The following is a 23,637-nucleotide window of genomic DNA, read 5'->3' on the forward strand; positions in this document are numbered from 1 at the left end:
TAAGCCTGCAGCTGTCAGCAGGCTTAGCGTCACATTACCGATTGGTCAGTTTCGCCCGGCACCGGATACAGGTGCCGGGCGAAGAAGATGAGGCGCGATGGGGCTCAGGCAATCTGTGCTTTCGAAGCCACTTCATCGAACGTCGCCGGATCCAGCGCATCCACCTGCTCGTCCAGCACCTGCCGCGGGTGACTTTCGCCGGGGATGCTGCTGTCGATCAGGCTCAGCAACTGTGAGCCGCGCAGCGTTAATTTGAAATTCTCACCATTGCCGCACTCTTTCTCTGATCGCGACTCAATAAAGCCGCGCGTGAACAACAACCCCTCGTAATCCGCTGCGAGCTTTTTAAACTCATCGAGATTACCGATGGACTCTCCGGCGGCAGTCCTTTTAGTCGCTTCCTCTTCGGCATATTTGCGCGGGGCGAAGCTGGCGCCACCGTTCTGTACTTCATGCAGCAATCGTTCGATCAAATCCCAATCGTAAGTCGTCATCCTGATTCCTCCTGAAGGCACACGAAATAGGCCCTTCAAAGGTGTGACATGCCGGACCCATCGTCCGTTCAGCCTAGCGGACAAGCGCGATTTCGCTGAACTTTTAAGCGTTCGGAACCCTCAACCGAACATCATCGCCCTGGAGGTCCGAATCATGAAAACCCTGCTGAATATGGCCGTCGCGGCCACGCTGCTCGCCGCCCTGCCCGCCTGGGCCTGCACGCTGGAAGAAGCCACCGCCAAACGTGAGCAACTGGCCAAGGAGGTGACCAAGCTCACCCAACAGAACCCGCAGAAGGCCAAAGAGATCAACGACGAGCTGCAGAACATGAAGCTGGAAACCGCCAGCGCAGACCTGCCCGACAAGTGCCAACTGATCGACCAGCGCCTCAAGGAAATAGACGAGGCCGCTGCAAAAGCCAAAAACTGAGGCAAAAAAAACCGGACATTGTCCGGTTTTTTTGTGGTTCAAGCCTTATTCGGCAGCCGGTGCTTCCGGCTTGCGGCGCTTCAGAGGCGCCATGCCGTCCTTGCTGACAAACGACAGGTTGTCGGTCTTTGGACGGTTGGCAATCTTGCGCTTGGTCGGCGACTTGGCGCCGGCCTTCTTCTTGTCGCCCTTGGCGTCGACCTTTTTCTTCTTCACGCCAACGGCCTTGCCCGATGCCTTGACCTTCTTCGGCCCGCCGTAGGTGCCTTTGACTTCCTTGATGGTGCGGCGCTCGAACGACTGCTTCAAGTAGCGCTCGATGCTCGACATCAGGTTCCAGTCGCCATGGCAGATCAACGAGATCGCCAGGCCATCGTTACCGGCACGCCCGGTACGGCCGATACGGTGTACGTATTCGTCGCCGCTGCGGGGCATATCAAAGTTGATCACCATGTCCAGGCCGTCCACGTCCAGGCCGCGGGCCGCAACGTCGGTGGCGACCAGGATCTTCACGCCGCCTTGCTTGAGGCGGTCAATGGCCAGCTTGCGGTCCTTCTGGTCTTTTTCACCGTGCAGGACGAACGCCTTGTACTCCTGAGCCACCAGGCGACCGTAGATGCGGTCGGCCATGGCCCGGGTGTTGGTGAACACGATGGCCTTCTGATAGGTCTCGTTGGCCAGCAACCAGTTGAGGATCTGCTCTTTGTGCACGTTGTGGTCAGCGGTGATGATCTGCTGACGGGTGGTCGAGTTCAGGTCGCTGACGTTGTTGACCTGCAAGTGCTCAGGGTTGTTCAGGACCTTGGCGACCATGTCGCGCAAGGTCGAACCACCGGTGGTGGCCGAGAACAGCATGGTCTGCTGGCGGTTCACGCACTCTTGCACCAGGCGCTGCACGTCGTCGGCAAAGCCCATGTCGAGCATGCGGTCGGCTTCGTCGAGCACCAGGACTTCAACTTCCTTGAGGTCCAGGTTGCCGGCGTTCAGTTGTTCGATCATCCGGCCCGGGGTGCCGATCAGGATGTCCGGCACCTTGCGCAGCATGGCGGCCTGGACCTTGAAGTCTTCACCGCCGGTGATCAGGCCGGACTTGATGAAGGTGAACTGCGAGAAGCGCTCCACTTCCTTCAAGGTCTGCTGGGCCAGTTCGCGGGTCGGCAGCAGGATCAGGGTCTTGATGCTGACGCGGACTTTTGCCGGGCCGATCAGACGGTTAAGAATCGGCAGGACGAAAGCGGCGGTCTTGCCACTCCCGGTTTGAGCCGTCACCCGCAGGTCACGCCCTTCGAGCGCGAGCGGGATGGCCGCTGCTTGCACAGGCGTAGGCTCGACAAATTTAAGCTCGGCCACGGCTTTGAGCAGGCGTTCGTGCAGGGCGAATTGGGAAAACACGGGTGCTACCTCGAAGAAATACAAAAAAACAGCTGCATAGGGTAACGGTTTCGGGCGCTCAGGCCGAGTTTCTTTACGCGAACTGCGTTAATCAGCCGCTTTTTTGTCAGGGGATTTGTCCACAACCACAACTTTGACGTACTTAAATGCTCTAATCGGCCCGTCACGTCTTACAGAAGAATCGCGTTTACCCATGGATATCAAACAGCTCTGGCTCAACGTCAAAGACCTTTGGGGCACCCTCGACGAACACCCGCTGCTGCATTCCAGCCTCGCCCTGGTGGTGTTGCTGGTGGTGGCATTGCTGCTCGGACGAGTGGCTCGCTACCTCATCCTGCACGCCGTCAAGCTGCTGGGCCGGCAACCCGCGCTGCACTGGCTCAACGACCTGCGGCACAACAAAGTCTTCCATCGCCTGGCACAGATGACACCGTCACTGGTAATCCAGTTCGGCCTGTACCTGGTGCCGAACCTGAGCAAGACCGCCACTCTGTTCATCGGCAATGTCGCCCTGGCGTTCACCATCCTGTTCATGGTGCTTGCGATCAGTGCACTGCTCAACGCCCTGCTGGATATCTACGCCCGCACCGAACACGCCCGCACCCGCTCGATCAAGGGCTACGTGCAGTTGGCGAAGATGGTGCTGTTCGTGTTTGGCGCCATCATCATCGTCGCCACCTTGATCGACCGCTCGCCGCTGTTGCTGCTTTCCGGTTTGGGTGCGATGTCGGCGGTGATCCTGTTGGTCTACAAGGACACCCTGCTGTCGTTCGTCGCCAGCGTGCAGTTGACCAGCAACGACATGCTGCGGGTCGGCGACTGGATCGAAATGCCCCAGGTCGGCGCGGACGGTGACGTGGTGGACATCACCCTGCACACCGTGAAGGTGCAGAACTTCGACAAGACCATCGTCTCGATTCCCACCTGGCGCTTGATGTCCGAGTCGTTCAAGAACTGGCGCGGCATGCAGGCTTCCGGTGGCCGGCGAATCAAGCGCAGCCTGTACATCGATGCCAGCGGCGTGCGTTTCATCCGCGACGACGAAGAGCTGAGGCTTTCCCAGGTACACCTGCTGACCGACTACATGAGCCGCAAGAAGGCCGAACTCAAGGCCTGGAACGAAGCCCAGGGGAATGTCGCCGCGATGTCCGCCAACCGTCGGCGCATGACCAATATCGGCACGTTCCGCGCGTATGCCTTGGCCTATTTGAAAAGCCATCCGGAGATCCAGCCGAACATGACCTGCATGGTGCGGCAGATGCAGACCACGGCCCAGGGCATTCCGCTGGAGATCTACTGCTTCACCCGCACCACCGCATGGGCCGACTACGAGCGGATCCAGGGCGATATCTTCGATTACCTGCTGGCGGTGCTGCCGGAATTTGGCTTGAGCCTGTACCAGCAGCCGAGCGGCGGTGACTTGCGGGCGGGGATGTTGCCGGCGGTGCTGGGGGCCAGTCATTTGCCGGAGGCTGAGCAACGTCATGGTTGACTAGGTCGGCATGCCGTGGCGAGAGGGTCGAACCCTCGCCACGGGCGTCACCATTTTTGCCAAACAAGCCCCATGCAGCAAGCCAGGAGCCAAGCGATCCCGAAGTAAAACGGCCAGGTTGCCCAACGCCTTAGGGCCAAAGGAACTGACGCCAGCTCCTTCGCAGTAACCTTCCCAGCTTTAATATGAGCTTGAGGTTGCATCAGAAAACCAATAATCACGCTCAAACGCATAGTTTTATCGATCAGTCGATTTTTTCGCCAGAAACGCTTGTTGCGCTGAATGGCATCGTTTTCACTAAAATAGCTTTCCAGCTCATCCAGTTTTTTGTATTTGACAAACAGGTCTGCGCCCAACATGACTAAGGCCTCAATGAACAGAACAATTACGAAGGCAATACCCAGGGACATGATTATTGCCCTACTGATTCATACATAAGATCGCCTACCTCTTCTCCACCTGCCCCTAGAAGGCTACCTCCCGCATAACCTCCAGCCGCTCCGCCCACTATCCCGCAAGCAAGCTTTCCAGCGCCCTTCAGAACCACTCCCAGGACCAAGCTGCAAACACGCCGCGCAGCCTCAGCGCCAGCAATTCCGCCTCGCGCTGCTCCCACCACACCACCCACCAACTTCCCCCCCTCCACATACTTCGCCCGAGTGCACTGCGCTTCCCGCCCTTGCATGCACGCTTCTTTAATCTCTAACCCCGTCACGCCAACATCCAACGCTAAACCTATATAAGTCCCCTTGCCCAAAAATTTCGACGTTTCAGCAATACTGCGAATCCGCTGCGCATAACCAACGATTTCACTCTTGTGCAAATAGCTCTTGGTGGAAATCCCTAACACTTTCTTCAGTGACTTATTCGTTTGCAGGCTGGTACCCAACCGCGCCGCACCTTGCAGTTGAATATCCAAACGCCGGAATAACAGCTGGCGCTGCTGGATAAACGCCTCCTTGTTCACAGCACCGCTCTTCAGTTGCTGATGCAACCGTTCAATCTCCTCCAGTGTGTGCTTGACCTCATCCAAATGCCGCCCCCAGGCAGACGCCGCACTGCCGATGCCAATCGAGCTGTACCCCAGCAAACTTTGCAACAAGTCATAGTTATTGATCACCGCCGCCCCCGCCGATGCGTCCAGTTCCAGATTGCGGCGAATCTCTTGGGCATGGCGCATCAACCACGCATCGTCGGCGGTACACGCCACACCGTAGTCGTCTGGAATGATCACCATCTGCCCCGGCGTCACCAGGCGGTCCTGGCGCAAGTGCAGATTCAGCGCGTCGAATTGATCGGAGAGCTGCCGGCTGGACCCGGTCAGCAGCCGGGATTTCAAACTGAGGTAGTCCGTAGTGCGATCATTGATGTATCCCTGCGCCATAAATTACATCCCTGATGTAATGAATATGGCGTCGGAATATAAGCAGGCGAGTACGCCCGGGACACAAGCCTGGGAAGGCGGAAATCACATTTGGGAAATCACCTACTCGGCAGGTAATCAGAGCCTACAAAAACACCTCGAGTTAACGTGCCAAACGGCCCGACGACCGCAGGCCCAACCGACTGATCCACACCGCCGCCAGGATCACCGAGCCCCCCAGGAACAGCCTGCCGAGCGGCTCGTGTTGATTCCAGATCAGCAAGTTCAGCAACAATCCCACCGGCACATGCAGGTTGTTCATCACCGCCAATGTGCCGCCATTGACCAGGCACGCGCCCTTGTTCCACCAGTACATGCCCAGTGCCGTGCTGACCAAGCCCAGGAATACCAGCACGCCCCATTGCAACGGCGCTTCCGGCAGGAAGTTGGCCTTGCCGAACATCAGGAACGCCGGCAACGCCACCGCCAACGCGCCGAGGTAGAAGTAACCAAAGCGCCGGTAGTGCGGCAGATCACTCGGATGACGGGCCACCAGGTGTTTATAAAGCACCTGCCCGGCGGCATAGGTGAAGTTGGCCAGTTGCAGCAGCAGGAAGCCCACAAAGAAGTTCGGGGTGATCTGGTCGAAGCGGATCACCGCCGCCCCGCTCACCGCGACCAATGCGGCCACCAGCGCCCAGGGATTGAAGCGGCGGTTCAACGCGTCTTCGATCAGGGTCACGTGCAACGGCGTCAGGATGGTGAACAGCAACACCTCCGGCACCGTCAGCACACGGAAGCTCAAGTACAGGCACACGTAAGTCACGCCAAACTGCAGCGCGCCGATCAACAGCATGCCGCGCATGAACGCCGGTTCTACCGAGCGCCAGCGGGTCAGCGGGATAAACACCAGCCCGGCCAACAGCACGCGCACCAGCACCGCGAAATAACTGTCGACGTGACCGGCCAGGTATTCGCCGATCAAGCTGAAGGAAAACGCCTGGATCAGCGTCACAACAAGTAAATAGCCCATGCTCGCCTCATTTTGAATGGGCGCGACATTAGCGGTTTTCGGACACTTGCGAAACTCAAGGCAAAAAAAACCCGACCTCGCTAAAAGCGTCAGTCGGGCGGGAGCACTCAGGAGCAAAAAGTGCAAAGGGAGGTTCGATACGCGTACTTGAAGGGTTGCGTGGATCTATCTAAACAGCGGGCGATTATCTGACGATTAACATCTCACGCCACTTGGGCAAGCAGTGCCTTGGCCTGGTTCACGCCTTTTTCCTGGAAGTCGCCGCCCAGGTTCACCCCTTCGGCATGAATGAAGGTGACGTCGTGGATGCCGATAAAGCCCATGACCTGACGCAGGTACGGTTCCTGGTGATCGGTGCTACCGCCGGCATGAATGCCGCCGCGGGCGGTCAGCACAAAGGCGCGCTTGTCGGTCAGCAGGCCCTGGGGGCCGGTGGCGGTGTACTTGAAGGTCACACCGGCACGCAGCACATGGTCCAGCCAAGCCTTTAGGGTGCTGGGAATCGCGAAGTTGTACATCGGTGCGGCCATCACCAATACATCAGCGGCCAGCAGCTCATCAGTCAGTTCATTGGAGCGATCCAGGGAAGCCTGTTCGAGCGTGCTGCGCTGCTCGGCAGGTTTCATCCAGCCACCCAGCAGGTGGGCGTCCAGGTGCGGCACCGGGTTGATGGCAAGGTCACGCACGGTGATCTGATCAGCCGGGTGAGCGACTTTCCATTGGCTGATGAATTGTTGGGTCAGTTGGCGGGAGATTGAGTCCTGCTGACGGGCGCTGCTTTCGATGATCAGAACACGGGCCATGATTATGTAAGCTCCATCGGTGAATGCTGTAAGGCGATGGAGTGAAGGTTAATCAGAGCCCGTTCGATTAAAAAGCGTAAAAAACTGCTATAACCCATCTATAAATTTGTTTATAAGCGGAGTATTGCTGTAGGCGTCCTCCGCTTTTGCCTTATTTCGGTGCGCAGGTCAGCTGGATACGCATCTTGATAATGGCACGGCTGAAATTGACCGTGGTGTTGGTGGTTTTCCCTGCCGCGACCGTGACCTTGCGGGTACGCGGCGCTTCCGGACCATTGGTAAAGCGTACCTTGCACTCCGCGTCATTGGGGCCGTAGTTGGTGAGTTGGATCGAACTGATGTTGCTGTCGACGTCCGACGCGCTGTAATCGATCTTCACGCCCTGAATGTCTTTCGTCACATCGGTACTGAATGCAAACGCACTCAACGGCAGCAGCGCCAGCAGCACACAACAGAATTTTCTCATTCGGCAGTCTCCAATAAGGACCGCCAGCTTAGGACAAGAGGAGCTCATCTTGAAAGCGCCCCGCGTTACCCTTGATCAATGGCGCACCCTGCAAGCCGTGGTGGACCATGGCGGCTTCGCCCAGGCGGCCGAAGCGCTGCACCGCTCGCAATCCTCGGTGAGCTACACCGTGGCCCGCATGCAGGACCAACTCGGCGTGCCGCTGCTGCGCATCGACGGGCGCAAGGCGGTGCTCACCGAAGCGGGTGAGGTGCTGCTGCGCCGCTCCCGGCAACTGGTGAAAAACGCCAGCCAGCTTGAAGACCTGGCCCACCATATGGAACAAGGCTGGGAGGCCGAGGTGCGGCTGGTGGTCGACGCGGCCTACCCCAACGCCCGCCTGGTGCGCGCCCTCACCGCCTTTATGCCGCAAAGCCGTGGCTGTCGGGTACGCCTGCGCGAGGAGGTGTTGTCCGGTGTCGAAGAGCTGTTGATGGACGGCATGGCCGACCTCGCCATCAGCGGGTTCATCATTCCGGGTTACCTCGGTACGGAAATGAGCGACGTCGAATTTGTCGCCGTGGCCCACCCCGAACACCCGCTGCACCAATTGCACCGCGAACTGAGCTTCCAGGACCTGGAAAGCCACATGCAGGTGGTGATCCGCGACTCTGGCCGCCAGCAGCCACGGGACGTTGGCTGGCTCGGCGCCGAGCAGCGCTGGACCGTCGGCAGCCTGCCCACCGCCGCGACCTTTGTCAGCAGCGGCCTGGGCTTTGCCTGGTTGCCCCGACACCTGATTGAACGCGAACTCAAGGAAGGCCTGCTCAAGCTACTCCCCCTGGAACGAGGTGGCAGCCGCAACCCGACCTTCTATCTTTACTCGAACAAGGACAAACCCCTGGGCCCGGCCACGCAGATTCTTGTCGAATTGCTGCGCACCTTCGACACTGCCCCACTGGACGCGCCGTTCGCCGCACCGCAGCAAGCCTGAACAAGGAGTTCCCATGGCCTATTTCGATCATGAAGGTTGCACCCTGCATTACGAGGAATATGGCCATGGCGCGCCGCTGATCCTGATCCACGGCCTGGGCTCCAGTTGCCTGGATTGGGAGCTGCAAGTGCCGGTACTGTCACAACACTACTGGTTGATCGTGGTGGATGTGCGCGGTCACGGACGCTCCGACAAACCCCGGGAGCGCTACAGCATCGCCGGCTTCACCGCCGACCTGGTGGCCTTGATCGAACACCTGCAGTTGCCCCCGGCCCACGTGGTCGGCTTGTCCATGGGCGGCATGATTGCCTTTCAACTGGCGGTGGATGAGCCACAAATGCTCAAGAGCCTGTGCATCGTCAACAGTGCGCCCCAGGTCAAGGTTCGCACGGCCAGCGATTATTGGCAGTGGGCCAAGCGCTGGAGCCTGGCACGCATCCTCAGCCTGAGCACCATCGGCAAAGCCCTGGGCACTATGCTGTTTCCCAAGCCCGAACAGGCCGAACTGCGGCGCAAGATGGCTGAGCGCTGGGCAAAAAACGACAAACGTGCTTACCTCGCCAGCTTCGATGCGATTGTTGGCTGGGGCGTACAGGAACAACTTTCGAAAATCTCCTGTCCAACCCTGGTCATCAGCGCCGACCACGACTACACCCCCGTGGCGCAGAAAGAAATCTATGTAAAACTGCTGCCCGATGCGCGACTGGTGGTGATCGAGGATTCCCGCCATGCCACGCCGCTGGACCAACCCGAACACTTCAATAACACCCTGCTCGATTTTCTCAAGACAGTCGAAACCACAACCCAGGATCACTGACCCATGCTGAAAAAAATCGCCTTCTTTGCCGGTTCCGTACTGTTCGCTGCCAACCTGATGGCGGCCGAACCCGCCAAGCCCCCTCACGTCTTGATCACCACCACCAATGGCGACATTGAAATCGAACTGGATCCGGTCAAGGCCCCGATCAGTACCAAGAATTTCCTGGCCTATGTCGACAAAGGCTTCTACACCAACACCATTTTTCACCGGGTAATCCCGGGTTTCATGGTGCAGGGCGGTGGGTTCACGTCGCAAATGTCGCAAAAGCCGACCGACGCACCGATCAAGAACGAAGCCAGCAACGGCCTGCATAACGTGCGTGGCACCCTGTCGATGGCACGTACCAACGACCCGAACTCCGCCACCAGCCAATTCTTCATCAACGTTGCGGACAATGCCTTCCTCGACCCTGGCCGTGATGCCGGTTACGCGGTGTTCGCCAAAGTGGTCAAGGGCATGGACGTGGTCGACATCATCGTCAACTCGCAAACCACCACCAAACAGGGCATGCAGAACGTGCCAATCGATCCTGTCCTGATCAAGTCGGCCAAGCGCATCGACTGAAGGCTACAGGGAGTTTCGCGCGGTGCCCGCAAGGCACCGCGCGCATTTGAACAGGAGAGCCCGCCGCGCGGGCGTCATACCTAATGCTCTATCGTCGTTTTGAACAACTGATCGACATCTTCCGCGACGCTCCCAGCGCGGCACCTCCCGATAAAGTCCTGCCGTTCTACATCTATTACCTGCGCCAGGTATGGCCGTGCTTTGCCGCCTTGCTGGTGGTGGGCCTGATCGGCGCGCTGATCGAAGTGGCGCTGTTCAGCTACCTGAGCCGCATCATCGACCTGGCCCAGGGCACGCCGCCCGCCAACTTCTTCCAGATCCACGCCAATGAGCTGATCTGGATGGCCGTGGTCGCCCTGCTGCTGCGCCCGGTCTTCGGCGCCCTGCATGACCTGCTGGTGCACCAGACCATCAGCCCCGGCATGACCAGCCTGATCCGCTGGCAGAACCACAGCTACGTGCTCAAACAGAGCCTGAACTTCTTCCAAAACGACTTCGCCGGGCGCATTGCCCAGCGCATCATGCAAACCGGCAACTCCCTGCGCGACTCTGCGGTGGCCGCCGTGGACGCGATCTGGCATGTGGCGATCTACGCCATCAGCGCCCTGGTGCTGTTCGCCGAAGCCGACTGGCGCCTGATGATCCCGCTGATTACCTGGATCATTGCCTACAGCCTGGCCTTGCGGTACTTCGTGCCACGGGTCAAGGAACGCTCGGTCATCTCCTCCGAGGCACGCTCCAAACTGATGGGGCGCATTGTCGACGGCTACACCAACATCACCACCTTGAAGCTGTTCGCTCATACGAATTACGAGCAGAACTACGCCAAGGAAGCCATCGCCGAGCAAACCGAGAAAACCCAGCTGGCCAGCCGCGTCGTGACCAGCATGGACATCGTGATCACCACCATGAACGGCCTGCTGATTGTCTTCACCACCGGGCTGGCCCTGTGGCTGTGGACCCAATCCCTGATTTCGGTGGGCGCCATTGCCCTGGCCACCGGCCTGGTGATTCGGATCGTCAACATGTCCGGCTGGATCATGTGGGTAGTCAACGGCATTTTCGAAAACATCGGCATGGTCCAGGACGGCCTGAAAACCATCGCCCAACCGCTGGCAGTGACCGACCGCGAGAATGCCCCGCGCCTGGAAGTGCCCCATGGCGAGGTGCGGTTCGATCAGGTGGACTTCCACTACGGCAAGAAGAGCGGAATCATCAGCGGCTTGAACCTGGACATTAAACCGGGTGAAAAAATCGGCCTGATCGGTCCGTCCGGCGCGGGTAAATCCACCCTGGTCAACCTGCTGCTGCGCTTGTACGACCTGCAAGGCGGACGCATCCTGATCGACGGCCAGAACATCGCCGACGTCGCCCAGGAAACCCTGCGCGAACAGATCGGCATGATCACCCAGGACACCTCGCTGCTGCACCGTTCGATCCGCGACAACCTGCTGTATGGCAAGCCGGACGCCACCGACGAAGAGCTTTGGGCCGCGGTGCACAAGGCCCGCGCCGACGAGTTCATCCCGTTGCTGTCGGACGCCGAGGGCCGCACCGGCCTGGACGCCCACGTCGGTGAACGCGGGGTCAAACTCTCCGGCGGGCAACGCCAGCGGATCGCCATCGCGCGGGTGCTGCTCAAGGACGCGCCGATCCTGATCATGGACGAAGCCACCTCGGCACTGGATTCGGAAGTGGAAGCGGCGATCCAGGAAAGCCTGGAAACCCTGATGCAGGGCAAGACGGTAATCGCCATCGCCCATCGGCTTTCTACCATTGCCAGAATGGACAGGCTGGTGGTGCTGGAAAAAGGCCAGATTGCCGAAAGCGGCAGCCATGCCGAATTGCTCGCACACGGCGGTTTGTATGCCCGACTGTGGCAACACCAGACCGGCGGGTTCGTCGGAATAGACTGATTCCGTTGGTTAACTGCACCCTCAATTCCGAACAATTCTGACAGTTTTCTCCATCTCACTGGTCTTGCGACACAATCCTGCTGTACTCCAATCAGGCCCCAGGAGGGCCCTGATTTAAGGCGGCAGGGAAGCGTCACAGACCCGTTAATCAGATAGAGCAATCTACTAAGGATGTGTTCATGTCACTGTTCAAGCGTTCCGTTACGGAAGGACTGGGTACGTTTTGGCTGGTGTTGGGTGGCTGCGGCAGTGCGGTACTGGCCGCATCGTCGCCTGTCGGGATCGGCGTGCTCGGTGTGGCCCTGGCGTTCGGGCTCACGGTACTGACCATGGCATTTGCCATCGGGCACATCAGCGGTTGCCACCTAAACCCGGCGGTGTCAGTGGGGCTGGTAGTGGGCGGAAGATTTCCGGCCAGGGAGTTACCGGCGTACATCATCTCCCAGGTCATCGGCGGCATCGTCGCCGCTGCGTTGTTGTACTTCATAGCCAGCGGCAAGCCAGGGTTCGAACTGGCCTCGGGCCTGGCGAGCAACGGCTACGGCGAGCATTCACCCGGTGGTTATTCAATGGCGGCAGGCTTTGTCTGTGAGCTGGTGATGACGGCGATGTTCGTGCTGATCATCCTCGGCGCCACCGACCGCCGCGTGCCGGCGGGTTTCGCGCCGATCGCCATCGGCCTCGCGTTGACGCTGATCCACCTGATCTCGATCCCGGTCACCAACACCTCGGTCAACCCGGCTCGCAGTACCGGCCCGGCGCTGATTGTCGGCGGTTGGGCGCTCCAGCAGTTGTGGATGTTCTGGCTGGCGCCGATCCTCGGTGCAGTGATCGGCGGCATTACCTATCGATGGCTGTGCGCGGAAAAACCCGCCTGAGTCAAACGGGTTCAGCCCTGCCGGTAAGGCAGGGCTGCCCTCGCCTCCTCGGCATACGCCAGGACCCCCACGCTTTCGCGCTCCAGGAAATCCGCCACCGCGGTCTTCAAACCCGGATGTCGCAGGTAATGCCAGGAATGCGTGATCACCGGCTCAAACCCGCGAATCAACTTGTGCTCGCCCTGGGCACCGGCGTCGAAACGCTGCAGGCCATGGGCAATCGCGTAGTCCATACCTTGATAGAAACACGTCTCGAAATGCAGTCGGTCGAACTCCGCCAGGCAGCCCCAGTAACGCCCATAAAAGCTGTCGCCACCGATCAGACTGAAGGCCATGGCCACCGGCCGTGAGCCTTGCTTGGCCAGCACCACGCGAATCGCCTCGGGCATGCGCTCGGCCAGCAGGCTGAAAAAATTCCGGGTCAGGTACGGCGATTGTCGGCGGATGGCGTAGGTATTGGCGTAACAGGCATAGACAAAATCCCACTGCGCCTCGCTCAACTCATGGCCTTGCAACCATTCGAACTCAATCCCCTGCCCCGCCACCTGCTCACGCTCCTTGCGCATCTGTTTACGCTTGCGCGAACTCAGGGCGTCGAGGAAATCCTGGAAGTCGCGGTAACCGCGGTTCTGCCAATGAAACTGGCAGCCCAGGCGTTGCAGCCAACCCGGCTGCTGGGCCAGGGCAGTGTCGGCCAGGGCGTCGGTAAAGTTGATATGGGCACTGGAAAGGCCTTCGATTTCCAGGTAACCGGGCAGGCTTTTAAGTAGTTCGAAACCGTCCTCGGCACGGGCGGCCAACAGGCGCGGGCCGCTGACCGGGCTGAAGGGCACGGCCGTGAGCAATTTCGGGTAATAGTCGATGCCCGCCCGCTCGCAGGCGTCGGCCCAGCCGTGGTCGAACACGTATTCGCCGTAGGAATGCCATTTGCGATAGCTGGGCAACGCGGCAATCAGCCGGCCACCTTCATAGTGCAGCAAATGCTCCGGCTGCCACCCGGAGTGCGGGCCGATGCTGGCGCTGTCTTCCAGGGCACTGAGGAACGCATGGCGCAGAAACGGCTGATCAGCGGGGACCAACCCATTCCATTCATCGGGCGCAATCTCGGACAGGTTATTCAAACGTTGTAACGGCATCCCATTCCCCGACGGTCACGGCTTTGTGTAGGAGCGAGCTTGCTCGCGATGGTCGTTAACGATAACGCGAGCATTCTGACAGAACGCGGTGATCTCTGGTTCTTTGCGAGCAAGCTCGCGCTTACAAGACTCGACGCAAAAAAAAGCCCCGCCAAACGGCGGGGCAAACCAAATGAGGAGCGCTTTGACGGATGAAGAAAAAGCGCTTTGGAGCGGTATTGCGGGTTGCTTAGAACACGTACTGCACGCGGGCCACGATGGCGTCGCCGCTGTCGTCACCGGCGGCGTTGACGATTTTGTCGGTCTTGGCCTTGATGTAGTTGGCAGAGATTTTCACCGCTTCGTTGGCGTACCAGTTCACCCCAATGATGTTCAGGTTGGCCTTGGCATCGCCCACTTCCCGGGTGGCGGTGTTGCGCACCACGTTTTTGTCATCCACGGTGATATTGTCGTAGCGGTAGAACACTTCCCACGCGCCGTACTGCTTGTTCTCGGGCTTGATGGTGTCGAACTTGGCGCCGTCGAGTTTGTAGACACGGGATTCGCCGGTCAGGGTGTACGCCACCTGGCCGTAGAAGCCGCTGGCTTTCACGTCCTGATAGGCACTGCTGTCGGCCTTCAGCTTGCGGTTCAGGTATTCGCCCTGCAGGGACAACGGACCACGGGCGAATGCAAATTCGCCGCCGAACACGGTGTCGGTGTCGTAGGCGTCGTTCGCCGTCAGGCTGCCGGAATCCAGGCCCACACCGCCACCAAAGGTCGCTCGGTTGCCGTTGGCACCGGCATCGTTGCCGCCGTTGGTGGAAACGCCACGAACCCCAAGACGTGGACGAATACGCGAGTCGAAGGCCGTGTCTTTCAGGTCACGTACCGCGTAATCCAGGCCCAGGTGCAGCACGTTGCCGGTGTCATGCATCGGTGCGAACACCGCACGGGCGTTGAATTGCTTCACGCCTTTGCCGTTCTTGTCGTTGATGTCCTTGGAAGAAACGCTGGCCGACAGGTAAGCCATGTCACCGACGACCGAACTGGCCTGGATACCCATGCCGTTGGCGTGGGAGTGAATCCAGTCAGCGACTTCATACGCCGCGTTGCGGTCGATGCCGGTCACCCACTTGGAGCTGGTGGCTTTTTCCAGGCCGAAGTCTTCGTCGAAGCGGCCGGCGCGGATCACGACAGGCTTGAAGCCGGTGTAGGAAAGGGAAGCTTCGTCGAAGTAACCATCATCGGCGTTGCCGGAGTTGTGGGACAGGTCGTAGTTGACCTGGTACTTCCAGTCCTTGTAGACGGTGCCGCCGAACTCGATGTAGGCACGGCGGAAATAGGCCGCGTCAGCCGAGTCACCATTCTTGGTGTAAAAGCCATCAAACGTACCGTAATCGGCCTGCAAACGACCACCCAGCTTGAAGCTGAAATTCTGGTCGGTGGTTGCAACCTCAAGGCCGCCCTTGGTTTTGACAACGATATCGGCGCCGTCAGTAGTGACAGTACCGGCGAAAGCCTGGGCGGTGACAGCCAGGGCCAAGGCGCTGGCCGCGAAACCGGCGAAGTGCTTACGGATCATCGAAGAATTCCCCTAATTGATGGTCTTGTGCATTGGTAAAACACGCGGTTTAGAGCCGCTGGTGTTGGGGGGGCGATCTTGGCGAGGGGATATTTCAGCCGGGTTGCTGGAACATAAAGATTTTGTTACTCGTGAACTTTTTAATAGCCAATCGAAATAAGCCGAAGCCCTTGTAAATCATGGCTCCAGCGCTAAAAAATGGTAAAAATGCCAGATATTGCAAAATGTAAAAACACCCGAGAAAAATGAATATTTTTTCATGCTGGTTATTTTTTGAGCAAAAAAAAGCCCGCATCATTTATCGATGCGGGCTTCGTTTCTGTGTGAAAAGTGACGGGTATTACTGGTCGCGGGAACGCTCGGCGGCCAGGCGTTCGGCCAACGCATCAACATCGGCGATGGGCGGCTCGGGCAGGATTTTCAGCGTCGCCTGCATCAAGCGCATCTGCCGGATAAAGCGCCGGCAGTTGGGGCAAAACATCAGGTGGTGACGCACCAGCAGACGCTCGCGAAAGGTCAGTTGCCCATCGAGATAGTCACTGGAACGCGCCACTTGTTCTTTACAGGTCAACATTCGCCGGTTTCCTCAAAATGCTCCACCGTGGCGAAGACTTTAAGCCGTGCTCGATGCAGCAGCACACGAACATTGGAGAGCGATAGCGTCAGAAGATTACAAATCTCCTCCAACTCCAGCCCCTGACGTTCGCGCAGCAGCAGTACGCTGCTTTGCAGTTCGGAAAGACTGGCCAACGTGTGCTCCAGGCATTTGCGCAGTTCGTCTTCGGTGAGCAGCGCTTCGGGAGTGTCCTGATGCCAGGCAAACGGCGCGACGGCCCAGTGGCCATCGTCAGGCACAAAGCGGTCATCGCCGATGGTGCCGTGGGGCGACGGCAGGTCATCAAGCAGCACTTCCCGGCGATTTTGCTTGTAGCGGCCTTTGGCCGAGTTGGCCGTGATGGTCAGCAGCCAGGTCTTGAGGCTGGAGCGCCCTTCGAACTTCGCCAGGTTGCGCACCACCGACAGCCAGGCGTCCTGAACCACCTCATCGGCATGACGCTGGCCAACGATGGCATAGGCCACTGCACGCATGGCGCTCTGGTAGGTGGTGACCAACTCCTTGTAGGCTCGCTGCTCACCCTTGAGCAATCGTTCAAGCAGGTGCGCGTCGTCCGCTGCTGCCATTCAAGACCTCGATGTCAAAACATGATCAGCGTTTGCGCAGAATCACGCTACCAATCGAATACCCGGCGCCGAACGAGCTCAGCACGGCCACAGCGCCCTTGGGCAAGTCGTCCTGGTAGGTGTGAAACGCAATCACCGAACCCGCGGAGCTGGTGTTGGCGTAAGTATCGAGGATCACTGGTGCTTCTTCCACCGAAGCCTCGCGGCCCAGCAGTTTCTTGACGATCAGGTGGTTCATGCTGAGGTTGGCCTGGTGCAGCCAGAAGCGCTTCACATCGCCGACATTCAGCTGGTTTTCCGACAGGTGCTTGCCGATCAACTCGGCGACCATCGGGCAGACATCACGGAAGACTTTGCGGCCTTCTTGCACGAACAGCTTGTCTGGGGCACCGATGCCCTCTTCCGCCGCGCGGTTGAGGAAACCAAAGTTGTTGCGGATGTTGTTGGAGAACTTGGTCAGCAGCTTGGTGCTCACCACGTCGAACTGGTGGTCGGAAGTGGCCAGGTCGGCCCGCTCGAGAATCACGGCGGTGGCCGCATCACCAAAGATAAAATGGCTGTCGCGGTCACGGAAGTTCAGGTGGCCGGTGCAGATCTCCGGGTTGACCATCAGGATCGCCCGGGCCTGGCCCAACTGGATGCTGTTGGCGGCGTTCTGGATGCCGAAGGTCGCCGAGGAACAGGCCACGTTCATGTCAAAGCCGAAACCCTGGATGCCCAGCGCTTCCTGGACTTCAATGGCAATCGCCGGATACGCCCGCTGCAGGTTGGAACAGGCAACGATCACACCATCGATGTCGGCGGCGGTCTTGCCGGCGCGCTGCAAGGCTTGCTCGGCAGCACCCACGGCCATCTGGCAGAGGATCGACCACTCGTCGTTGGAGCGCTCAGGCAGGCGTGGCGCCATGCGCTGCGGGTCGAGAATGCCGGCCTTGTCCATGACAAAGCGGCTCTTGATGCCCGAGGCCTTTTCGATGAAGGCGGCGCTGGATTCGGTCAGTGGCTCGACGTCACCGCGTTCGATGGCTGCGGCGTTATCCAGGTTGAACTGTTGCACGTAAGCATTGAAAGACTGCACCAGCTCTTCGTTGGAGATGCTGTTGGCCGGGGTGTACAGGCCTGTGCCGCTGATGACGACGTTATGCACGGTCGTTCCTCTAAATCTGTTCAGGCAGAAGGGTATTGGTACCGTCGTACCAAACCGTAAGTAGTTTTATGCCGCTCAGCGGCCTTCAAACGGGTAACGCTTTATTCCATCGCGCCATGGCTGCGCCAGCCCAATTCGACGATCCCGGCATTTATAACCGCGAAGTTTGCCATAAAGCCTGGGGTTTGGCGCCATTTGCTCGACGGGCGCCTGTCCCCGGGATTGTGGTCACGCTTCGACCAGGCTCCATTGCTTGCTCAGGCGCTTGTCGGAAATCGGCACCTTGGTGCCCAACTGCTGGGCAAACAACGACACCCGGTACTCCTCCAGCCACCAGCGATACAACTCCAGCTGAGGGTCGCGCTTGCCTTCCTGGGCGTGCTTGTTCAAGCGGTTCTGATACTGGCTCCACAAGCCACCCAGCTCGGTACTCCAGACCCGATCTTTCTGCACCTGGCTCGGCAGTTTCTCCAGGCGCAACTCGATGGCCTTGAGGAAACGCGGCAGTTCCTTGAACCATTGCGCCGGGGTTTCCCGTACAAAACCGGGATACACCAGGTTGCTCAGTTGCTGCTTGATGTCATTGAGAGCCACAGCCTGGGCCAGGTCAATCTTGCCCTTGAAGCGTTTTTGCAGGCCATGCCACAGTTTCAGGATGTCGAGGGTCAAGCGCGCCTGGCGCTCGGCATGTTCGGTCCAACTGCCACGCTTGCGCTCGGCCAAGGCGGCCAGGCCGGCGCCGTCACGCGGCAGGCTGGCTTCGCCTTCCAGCACGCAGCTGTCGAGGCTGGCCAACAGAATGTCTTCCACCAGGGCCTCGATACGCCCCAGCTCGCGGTACATCAGCCCCAACTCGGTCAGGCCGGGCAACTTGCCCCGCAGAAATTTTGCCGGCTCGGCCAGTTGTTGCAGGAGCAAGCGCTGCAAGGCCCGACGGTGCTGGAACTCCGCCTCGGCGGCGGTGGAGAAACGCCCTTCCTTGACCGTGCCGTTTTCTTCCACCAATGCCGGATACACCGTCATCGACAGGCCGGCGATGTTTTGCTGGGTTTTCTCGGCCACCGCTGCAAAGACCTTGGCTTCCACCGGCTGCTGGCTTTTCGCGGTCTGCGGCACGGCCAATGCGGCTTGGCTGGCTTCGGCAAAGCGCGCAGTCAGCTCGGCCAGGTCGCGGCCTTCACCGAGGAACTTGCCCTGGCCGTCGACCACTTCAAGGTTCATCTTCAGGTGGTTTTCCACCTGCTGCGCAGCCTCGGCCCAGGCTTCATCGCTGACCCGTGCCCCGGTCATGCGCAGCAACTCGCGCCCCAATGCCTGGGGCAACGAGCCTTGGCCAAACTCGATGCGTTGCAGGGCCGCCTTGACGAAATCCGGTACCGGCACGAAGTTCTTGCGCAGGGCCTTGGGCAAGTTGCGCACCAGGGCAATGCACTTGGCCTCGATCACACCCGGCACCAGCCACTCCAGGCGCTCGGGCGGCAAGGCCGGCAACAGCGGCGCCGGCACTCGCAAGGTCACGCCGTCCCGGGGATGGTTGGGTTCAAAGTGATAACTCAAGGCCAGGGCCAGGTCGCCCAAGTGCAAGGTGTCCGGGTAATGGGCGGCGGTGACTTCACTGGCCTCGCGGGCCAGCACGTCTTCTTCGCGCATGATCAACAGTTGCGGGTCTTTCTGGCTGTTGACCTTGTACCAACTGTCGAAGGTCGCAGTCTGGTGGATCTCGGCGGGCAGGCGCGCATCGTAGAAGGCGTACAGGGTTTCCTCGTCCGCCAGGATGTCGCGCCGGCGAGCCTTGGCTTCCAGCTCATCCAGTTGTTCCAGCAGTTGCTGGTTGGCCGTCAGGCAGCGGGCCCGGGACTGAATCTCGCCGCGCACCAGGCCCTCGCGGATAAACAGCTCACGGGACGTCACCGGATCAATCGGCCCGTAATGCACCGGCCGGCGCCCGACGATGATCAACCCGAACAGGGTGATCTGCTCAAACGCCACCACTTGGCCGCGTTTCTTCTCCCAATGGGGTTCGAAATGGTTTTTCTTGATCAGGTGCCCGGCCAACGGCTCGATCCAGTCGGCGTCGATCTTGGCCACCATCCGTGCATACAGCTTGGTGGTTTCCACCAGTTCGGCGGTCATCAGCCACTGCGGGCGCTTCTTGCCGATGCCCGAGGAAGGGTGAATCCAGAAACGCCGCTGGCGCGCGCCGAGGTAATCGCCCTCTTCAGTCTTCTGCCCGATCTGGCTCAGCAGGCCGGACAACACCGCCTTGTGCAGTTTCGGGAAGTCCGCCGGTTCCTTGTTGACGGTCAACTGCATGTCGCGGCAGATCAGGCTCAACTGGCGATGGGAATCACGCCACTCCCGCAGCCGCAGGTAATTCAGGAAGTTCTTGCGGCACCAGTTACGCAGCGGGCTGGCGGTCAATTCCTGGCGCTGTTCTTCAAACCCACGCCACAGATTCACCAACCCGGCGAAGTCCGAATCCGGGTCCTTCCACTGTGCGTGAGCCTGGTCGGCGGCTTGCTGGCGTTCCGGCGGACGCTCGCGCGGGTCCTGGATCGACATGGCACTGGCGACAATCAGAACTTCCTGCAAGCTGCCGAGCCTGGCGGCTTCCAGCAACATGCGGCCCATGCGCGGGTCCACCGGCAAACGCGCCAACTGGCGGCCCATCGGGGTGAGCTGGCTGTTGCGGTCAACGGCGGACAACTCTTGCAGCAGGTTGAAACCGTCGCTGATGGCCTTGCCATCCGGCGGTTCGATAAACGGGAAATCGATGATCTCGCCCAGGCGCAGGTGCAGCATCTGCAGGATCACAGCCGCGAGGTTGGTGCGCAGGATTTCCGGGTCGGTAAATTCCGGACGCCCGATAAAATCTTCTTCGCTGTACAGGCGTACGCAAATGCCCGGTTCAACCCGCCCACACCGGCCTTTACGCTGGTTGGCGCTGGCCTGGGAAATCGCCTCGATCGGCAAGCGCTGGACCTTGGCCCGGTAGCTGTAGCGGCTGATGCGCGCGGTGCCACTGTCGATGACATAACGAATGCCCGGCACGGTCAGCGAGGTTTCCGCGACGTTGGTCGCCAGCACCACGCGCCGGCCCGGATGGGACTGGAAAATCCGCTGCTGCTCCGCCGGCGACAGGCGCGCATACAGCGGCAGGATTTCAGTGTGCTTGAGCTGGGCCTTGCGCAGCATGTCGGCGGCGTCGCGAATCTCGCGCTCGCCGGGCAGGAACACCAGCACATCGCCGGGGCTCTTGCGTTCGCTGCGTTCAAAGGCGGCGATCTCATCAAGGGTGGCGAGAATCGCCTGGTCGACAGTCAGGTCGTCCTCGACGCGGTTGCCCTCTTCATCCTGCTCCAGGGTCAGCGGGCGGTACCAGGTTTCCACCGGGAACGTGCGGCCCGACACCTCGACAATCGGCGCATCGTCGAAGTGCTTGGAAAAGCGCTCCAGGTCGATGGTCGCCGAGGTAATGATAACTTTGAGATCCGGACGACGGGGCAGCAGGGTTTTCAGGTAACCCAGCAGGAAGTCGATGTTCAGGCTGCGCTCGTGGGCTTCGTCGACGATGATCGTGTCGTAGCGTTCGAGGTAGCGGTCGTTCTGGGTTTCGGCCAGCAGGATGCCGTCGGTCATCAGCTTGATCAGGGTGTTGGAATCACTCTGATCTTCGAAGCGCACCTGATAGCCAACCAGCGCGCCCAGCGGCGTCGCCAACTCTTCCGCGACCCGACTGGCCACGCTGCGCGCTGCAATCCGCCGCGGCTGGGTATGACCGATCAAGCCGTATTGCCCGCGGCCGATCTCCAGGCAGATTTTCGGCAACTGGGTGGTTTTACCCGAGCCGGTCTCACCGGCAATGATCAGCACCTGATGCTTGAGCAGCGCCGCCTTGATTTCGTCGCGCTTGGCGGCGATCGGCAGGCTGTCGTCATAGCGAATCACCGGCAGGCTGGCACGCCGCGCCGTCACCTGGGCGCAGGAGGCCTGCATCCGCGTCACCCACTGCGCAAGTTTTTCCTCATCGGGTTTCTTGCGCAGCTCAAGCAGTTGCCGCCGCAAGCGGTGGCGGTCGGCGAGCATGGCGTGATCGAGGTTTTTCAGCAGTTGGTCGATAGCGGGCGCTTGGTCAGTCATCAGGTACGCAAAGGTCGTCTATGTAGGCAGGGGGCGGATTGTCGCAGAAAAGCGCCGCCACGCGCTCCCCTCATTCATTTTCCAGGCCCTTGCGCCGGTAAGGAAACACATCGATCACCTTGCCGGCGCGAATCGCCTCTTGCAGGCCTTTCCAGTAGTCGGCGTTGTACAACTCGCCGTGCAGTTCGTCGAACAGCCGGCGCTGGCCGGCATCGGCAAACAGGAATGGCGGGAATTCCTCCGGGAACACATCCAGCGGGCCGATGGAATACCAGGGCTCGGAGGCCATTTCATCTTCCGGGGTACGCGGCGCCGGGATGTGGCGGAAGTTGGCCTCGGTCAGGAAACAGATTTCGTCATAGTCGTAGAACACCACGCGACCATGGCGGGTGACGCCAAAATTCTTCAGCAACATATCGCCGGGAAAAATATTCGCCGCCGCCAGTTGCTTGATCGCCAGACCGTAGTCTTCCAGCGCTTCGCGCACCTGGGCTTCGTTGGCGTTTTCCAGATAGAGGTTGAGCGGGGTCATGCGCCGCTCGGTCCAGCAGTGGCGGATCAGCACCGTATCGCCTTCCACTTCGACGGTGCCGGCGGCGACTTCAAGCAACTCAGCCAGACATTCGGGCTCGAACTTGCTCAACGGAAAACGGAAGTCGGCGAACTCCTGGGTGTCAGCCATGCGCCCTACCCGGTCGACACTTTTCACCAGCCGGTACTTCTCGATCACGGTGGCGCGGTTGACGTTTTTCGACGGTGAAAAGCGGTCCTTGATGATCTTGAACACGGTGTTGAAGCCCGGCAGGGTAAACACGCTCATGACCATGCCGCGCACGCCCGGGGCCATGATGAACTGATCGTCGGTGGTGGCGAGGTGGTTGATCAGTGCCCGGTAGAATTCGGATTTGCCGTGCTTGTAGAAGCCGATGGAGGTGTACAACTCGGCGATATGCTTGCCCGGCAGGATGCGCTTGAGGAAGCCGATAAACTCCGCCGGCACCGGCACGTCCACCATGAAATAGGAGCGGGTGAACGAGAAGATGATCGACACGTCGGCTTCGTCGGTGATCAGCGCGTCGATCTGGATGCCGCGCCCTTCCCGGTGCAGCAGCGGGATTACCAGCGGCCACTGTTCGTCGCGGGTGTAGATGCGTCCTACGAGGTAAGCGCCTTTGTTGCGGTACAGCACCGACGAAAACAGTTCGACATTCAGGTCCGGGTCTTTGCAGACCCAGTCCGGCAGGTTTTCGCGCAATTGCGCTTCCAGGCGGCGCAGGTCGGCGGGCAAGTCGGCGTAGGGTTCGCTGAAACGGTAGTCGGCGAAAATCTGTTCCAGCATGCCCGCCAGCTTGCCGCCCGGCTTGTAGGTGCGGGTTTGCGCCGCCCGGGCGCGGCGCAGGCTGGGTCGGGTGGTGTGAATGAACATGCAGCCGTCGCTGATCAGGTCATGGCTGAACAGACCGCAAAACGTCGAGTTGTACCAGGTCTCGGACAGCTCATCGTCAAACCGCAGGTCGATCAGGCTGATGTAGGCGCTTTTCACCAGCGGCCAGGCTGCAATGTCGAGCAACACGGCCTCATCGAAGGCCGCCCGCAGCCGCGCCGTGACTTCGCTGACCTTGTCTTCATACAGGTTGATGCGCGCTGCCGAAGCCGCCTGCCCTTGCTGCCACTGCGCCTTTTCGAAACGCTCCCGGGCGCCATCGGTGATCTGGCGGAAGTGCTCGCGGTAGTCGTCGAAGCCGTCGAGGATCATCTGCGCAATGTCGAGGGCGGGCGTTTGCTGCGGCATTTGGGAAACCTCTGCGGGCATTTGGAGTGAGCTGAGCTTAGCCAGTGTGCAG

At 59.8% G+C, this 23,637-nt stretch carries 21 protein-coding genes; 7 read left to right on the plus strand and 14 right to left on the minus strand.

Going from position 1 to position 23,637, the window contains the following annotated elements:
* Nucleotides 1–104 precede the first annotated feature (104 nt).
* Nucleotides 105–494 (minus strand): hypothetical protein, encoded by a 390-nt coding sequence (locus tag D109_RS0124180; RefSeq protein ID WP_017479147.1) that lies wholly within the window; start codon nucleotides 492–494, stop codon nucleotides 105–107.
* 154 nt (nucleotides 495–648) lie between these two features.
* Between D109_RS0124180 and D109_RS0124185 the strand changes: the two genes are divergently transcribed.
* Nucleotides 649–924, plus strand: a complete 276-nt coding sequence (locus D109_RS0124185) for a hypothetical protein (protein WP_017479148.1) — start codon at nucleotides 649–651, stop codon at nucleotides 922–924.
* 45 nt (nucleotides 925–969) lie between these two features.
* Here the strand turns inward: D109_RS0124185 and D109_RS0124190 are convergent, their stop codons facing one another.
* Nucleotides 970–2,316, minus strand: coding sequence for a DEAD/DEAH box helicase (locus tag D109_RS0124190; RefSeq protein ID WP_026078194.1), 1,347 nt, complete (start codon nucleotides 2,314–2,316; stop codon nucleotides 970–972).
* A gap of 193 nt (nucleotides 2,317–2,509) precedes the next feature.
* Between D109_RS0124190 and D109_RS0124195 the strand changes: the two genes are divergently transcribed.
* The gene (locus tag D109_RS0124195; protein ID WP_017479150.1) at nucleotides 2,510–3,808 is read left to right on the plus strand and encodes a mechanosensitive ion channel family protein; all 1,299 of its coding nucleotides are present in this window, start codon (nucleotides 2,510–2,512) and stop codon (nucleotides 3,806–3,808) included.
* A 47-nt stretch (nucleotides 3,809–3,855) separates the two neighbouring features.
* Here the strand turns inward: D109_RS0124195 and D109_RS0124200 are convergent, their stop codons facing one another.
* The 5 genes from D109_RS0124200 to D109_RS0124220 form a co-directional block, all read right to left on the minus strand.
* Entirely contained in the window at nucleotides 3,856–4,218 is a 363-nt protein-coding gene (locus D109_RS0124200) for a hypothetical protein (protein WP_017479151.1), read from the minus strand.
* Between the two features lie 2 nt (nucleotides 4,219–4,220).
* A complete protein-coding gene (locus tag D109_RS0124205; protein ID WP_017479152.1) occupies nucleotides 4,221–5,192 on the minus strand; it encodes a hypothetical protein in 972 nt (323 codons plus the stop codon).
* A gap of 142 nt (nucleotides 5,193–5,334) precedes the next feature.
* The gene (locus D109_RS0124210; protein ID WP_017479153.1) at nucleotides 5,335–6,204 is read right to left on the minus strand and encodes a carboxylate/amino acid/amine transporter; all 870 of its coding nucleotides are present in this window, start codon (nucleotides 6,202–6,204) and stop codon (nucleotides 5,335–5,337) included.
* Nucleotides 6,205–6,407: 203 nt separating this feature from the next.
* Nucleotides 6,408–7,007 (minus strand): FMN-dependent NADH-azoreductase, encoded by a 600-nt coding sequence (locus D109_RS0124215; RefSeq protein WP_017479154.1) that lies wholly within the window; start codon nucleotides 7,005–7,007, stop codon nucleotides 6,408–6,410.
* A 151-nt stretch (nucleotides 7,008–7,158) separates the two neighbouring features.
* Nucleotides 7,159–7,473: a hypothetical protein gene (locus D109_RS0124220; RefSeq protein ID WP_026078195.1), complete on the minus strand. Its 315-nt coding sequence runs from the start codon at nucleotides 7,471–7,473 to the stop codon at nucleotides 7,159–7,161.
* A gap of 49 nt (nucleotides 7,474–7,522) precedes the next feature.
* On the opposite strand from D109_RS0124220, the gene D109_RS0124225 reads away from it, so the two are divergent.
* The 5 genes from D109_RS0124225 to aqpZ all read left to right on the plus strand — a co-directional run bounded on the left by D109_RS0124225 (nucleotide 7,523) and on the right by aqpZ (nucleotide 12,624).
* Nucleotides 7,523–8,446 carry a LysR family transcriptional regulator gene (locus D109_RS0124225; protein WP_003210710.1) on the plus strand — a complete coding sequence of 308 codons (924 nt, stop codon included), beginning with the start codon at nucleotides 7,523–7,525 and terminating at the stop codon, nucleotides 8,444–8,446.
* 13 nt (nucleotides 8,447–8,459) lie between these two features.
* Nucleotides 8,460–9,263, plus strand: coding sequence for an alpha/beta fold hydrolase (locus tag D109_RS0124230; RefSeq protein WP_017479156.1), 804 nt, complete (start codon nucleotides 8,460–8,462; stop codon nucleotides 9,261–9,263).
* A gap of 3 nt (nucleotides 9,264–9,266) precedes the next feature.
* Nucleotides 9,267–9,830 carry a peptidylprolyl isomerase A gene (locus tag D109_RS0124235; protein ID WP_017479157.1) on the plus strand — a complete coding sequence of 188 codons (564 nt, stop codon included), beginning with the start codon at nucleotides 9,267–9,269 and terminating at the stop codon, nucleotides 9,828–9,830.
* Nucleotides 9,831–9,913: 83 nt separating this feature from the next.
* On the plus strand, nucleotides 9,914–11,746 hold the full coding sequence (locus D109_RS0124240; RefSeq protein WP_017479158.1) for an ABC transporter ATP-binding protein: 1,833 nt from the start codon (nucleotides 9,914–9,916) through the stop codon (nucleotides 11,744–11,746).
* 179 nt (nucleotides 11,747–11,925) lie between these two features.
* A complete protein-coding gene (gene aqpZ, locus D109_RS0124245; protein ID WP_017479159.1) occupies nucleotides 11,926–12,624 on the plus strand; it encodes an aquaporin Z in 699 nt (232 codons plus the stop codon).
* An 11-nt stretch (nucleotides 12,625–12,635) separates the two neighbouring features.
* On the opposite strand, the gene D109_RS0124250 is transcribed toward aqpZ, so the two are convergent.
* From D109_RS0124250 to aceK, 7 genes are all read right to left on the minus strand, one after another.
* Nucleotides 12,636–13,760 (minus strand): GNAT family N-acetyltransferase, encoded by a 1,125-nt coding sequence (locus D109_RS0124250; RefSeq protein ID WP_017479160.1) that lies wholly within the window; start codon nucleotides 13,758–13,760, stop codon nucleotides 12,636–12,638.
* 229 nt (nucleotides 13,761–13,989) lie between these two features.
* Nucleotides 13,990–15,324: an OprO/OprP family phosphate-selective porin gene (locus D109_RS0124260; protein ID WP_017479162.1), complete on the minus strand. Its 1,335-nt coding sequence runs from the start codon at nucleotides 15,322–15,324 to the stop codon at nucleotides 13,990–13,992.
* Between the two features lie 340 nt (nucleotides 15,325–15,664).
* Nucleotides 15,665–15,898, minus strand: a complete 234-nt coding sequence (locus D109_RS0124270; protein ID WP_003210701.1) for an anti-sigma factor — start codon at nucleotides 15,896–15,898, stop codon at nucleotides 15,665–15,667.
* The gene (locus D109_RS0124275; protein ID WP_017479164.1) at nucleotides 15,892–16,506 is read right to left on the minus strand and encodes an RNA polymerase sigma factor; all 615 of its coding nucleotides are present in this window, start codon (nucleotides 16,504–16,506) and stop codon (nucleotides 15,892–15,894) included. Before D109_RS0124275 ends, D109_RS0124270 begins: the two co-directional genes overlap by 7 nt.
* A gap of 25 nt (nucleotides 16,507–16,531) precedes the next feature.
* On the minus strand, nucleotides 16,532–17,653 hold the full coding sequence (locus tag D109_RS0124280) for a beta-ketoacyl-ACP synthase III (protein ID WP_017479165.1): 1,122 nt from the start codon (nucleotides 17,651–17,653) through the stop codon (nucleotides 16,532–16,534).
* Between the two features lie 228 nt (nucleotides 17,654–17,881).
* A complete protein-coding gene (hrpA, locus tag D109_RS0124285; protein ID WP_017479166.1) occupies nucleotides 17,882–21,793 on the minus strand; it encodes an ATP-dependent RNA helicase HrpA in 3,912 nt (1,303 codons plus the stop codon).
* A gap of 70 nt (nucleotides 21,794–21,863) precedes the next feature.
* On the minus strand, nucleotides 21,864–23,585 hold the full coding sequence (gene aceK, locus D109_RS0124290; protein ID WP_017479167.1) for a bifunctional isocitrate dehydrogenase kinase/phosphatase: 1,722 nt from the start codon (nucleotides 23,583–23,585) through the stop codon (nucleotides 21,864–21,866).
* Nucleotides 23,586–23,637: the final 52 nt, after the last annotated feature.

The organism is Pseudomonas sp. PAMC 26793, assembly GCF_000313235.1.
Classification (GTDB): Bacteria; Pseudomonadota; Gammaproteobacteria; order Pseudomonadales; family Pseudomonadaceae; genus Aquipseudomonas; species Aquipseudomonas yamanorum.

Coding starts and splice junctions, on each gene's coding strand:
- D109_RS0124270 (WP_003210701.1), bottom strand. CDS start 15,898: ATGTTGACCTGTAAAGAACAAGTGGCGCGTTCCAGTGACTATCTCGAT.
- aqpZ (WP_017479159.1), top strand. CDS start 11,926: ATGTCACTGTTCAAGCGTTCCGTTACGGAAGGACTGGGTACGTTTTGG.
- D109_RS0124230 (WP_017479156.1), top strand. CDS start 8,460: ATGGCCTATTTCGATCATGAAGGTTGCACCCTGCATTACGAGGAATAT.
- D109_RS0124260 (WP_017479162.1), bottom strand. CDS start 15,324: ATGATCCGTAAGCACTTCGCCGGTTTCGCGGCCAGCGCCTTGGCCCTG.
- D109_RS0124195 (WP_017479150.1), top strand. CDS start 2,510: ATGGATATCAAACAGCTCTGGCTCAACGTCAAAGACCTTTGGGGCACC.
- hrpA (WP_017479166.1), bottom strand. CDS start 21,793: ATGACTGACCAAGCGCCCGCTATCGACCAACTGCTGAAAAACCTCGAT.
- D109_RS0124185 (WP_017479148.1), top strand. CDS start 649: ATGAAAACCCTGCTGAATATGGCCGTCGCGGCCACGCTGCTCGCCGCC.
- D109_RS0124275 (WP_017479164.1), bottom strand. CDS start 16,506: ATGGCAGCAGCGGACGACGCGCACCTGCTTGAACGATTGCTCAAGGGT.
- D109_RS0124200 (WP_017479151.1), bottom strand. CDS start 4,218: ATGTCCCTGGGTATTGCCTTCGTAATTGTTCTGTTCATTGAGGCCTTA.
- D109_RS0124220 (WP_026078195.1), bottom strand. CDS start 7,473: ATGAGAAAATTCTGTTGTGTGCTGCTGGCGCTGCTGCCGTTGAGTGCG.
- D109_RS0124180 (WP_017479147.1), bottom strand. CDS start 494: ATGACGACTTACGATTGGGATTTGATCGAACGATTGCTGCATGAAGTA.
- D109_RS0124205 (WP_017479152.1), bottom strand. CDS start 5,192: ATGGCGCAGGGATACATCAATGATCGCACTACGGACTACCTCAGTTTG.
- D109_RS0124210 (WP_017479153.1), bottom strand. CDS start 6,204: ATGGGCTATTTACTTGTTGTGACGCTGATCCAGGCGTTTTCCTTCAGC.
- D109_RS0124240 (WP_017479158.1), top strand. CDS start 9,914: ATGCTCTATCGTCGTTTTGAACAACTGATCGACATCTTCCGCGACGCT.
- aceK (WP_017479167.1), bottom strand. CDS start 23,585: ATGCCGCAGCAAACGCCCGCCCTCGACATTGCGCAGATGATCCTCGAC.
- D109_RS0124250 (WP_017479160.1), bottom strand. CDS start 13,760: ATGCCGTTACAACGTTTGAATAACCTGTCCGAGATTGCGCCCGATGAA.
- D109_RS0124235 (WP_017479157.1), top strand. CDS start 9,267: ATGCTGAAAAAAATCGCCTTCTTTGCCGGTTCCGTACTGTTCGCTGCC.
- D109_RS0124215 (WP_017479154.1), bottom strand. CDS start 7,007: ATGGCCCGTGTTCTGATCATCGAAAGCAGCGCCCGTCAGCAGGACTCA.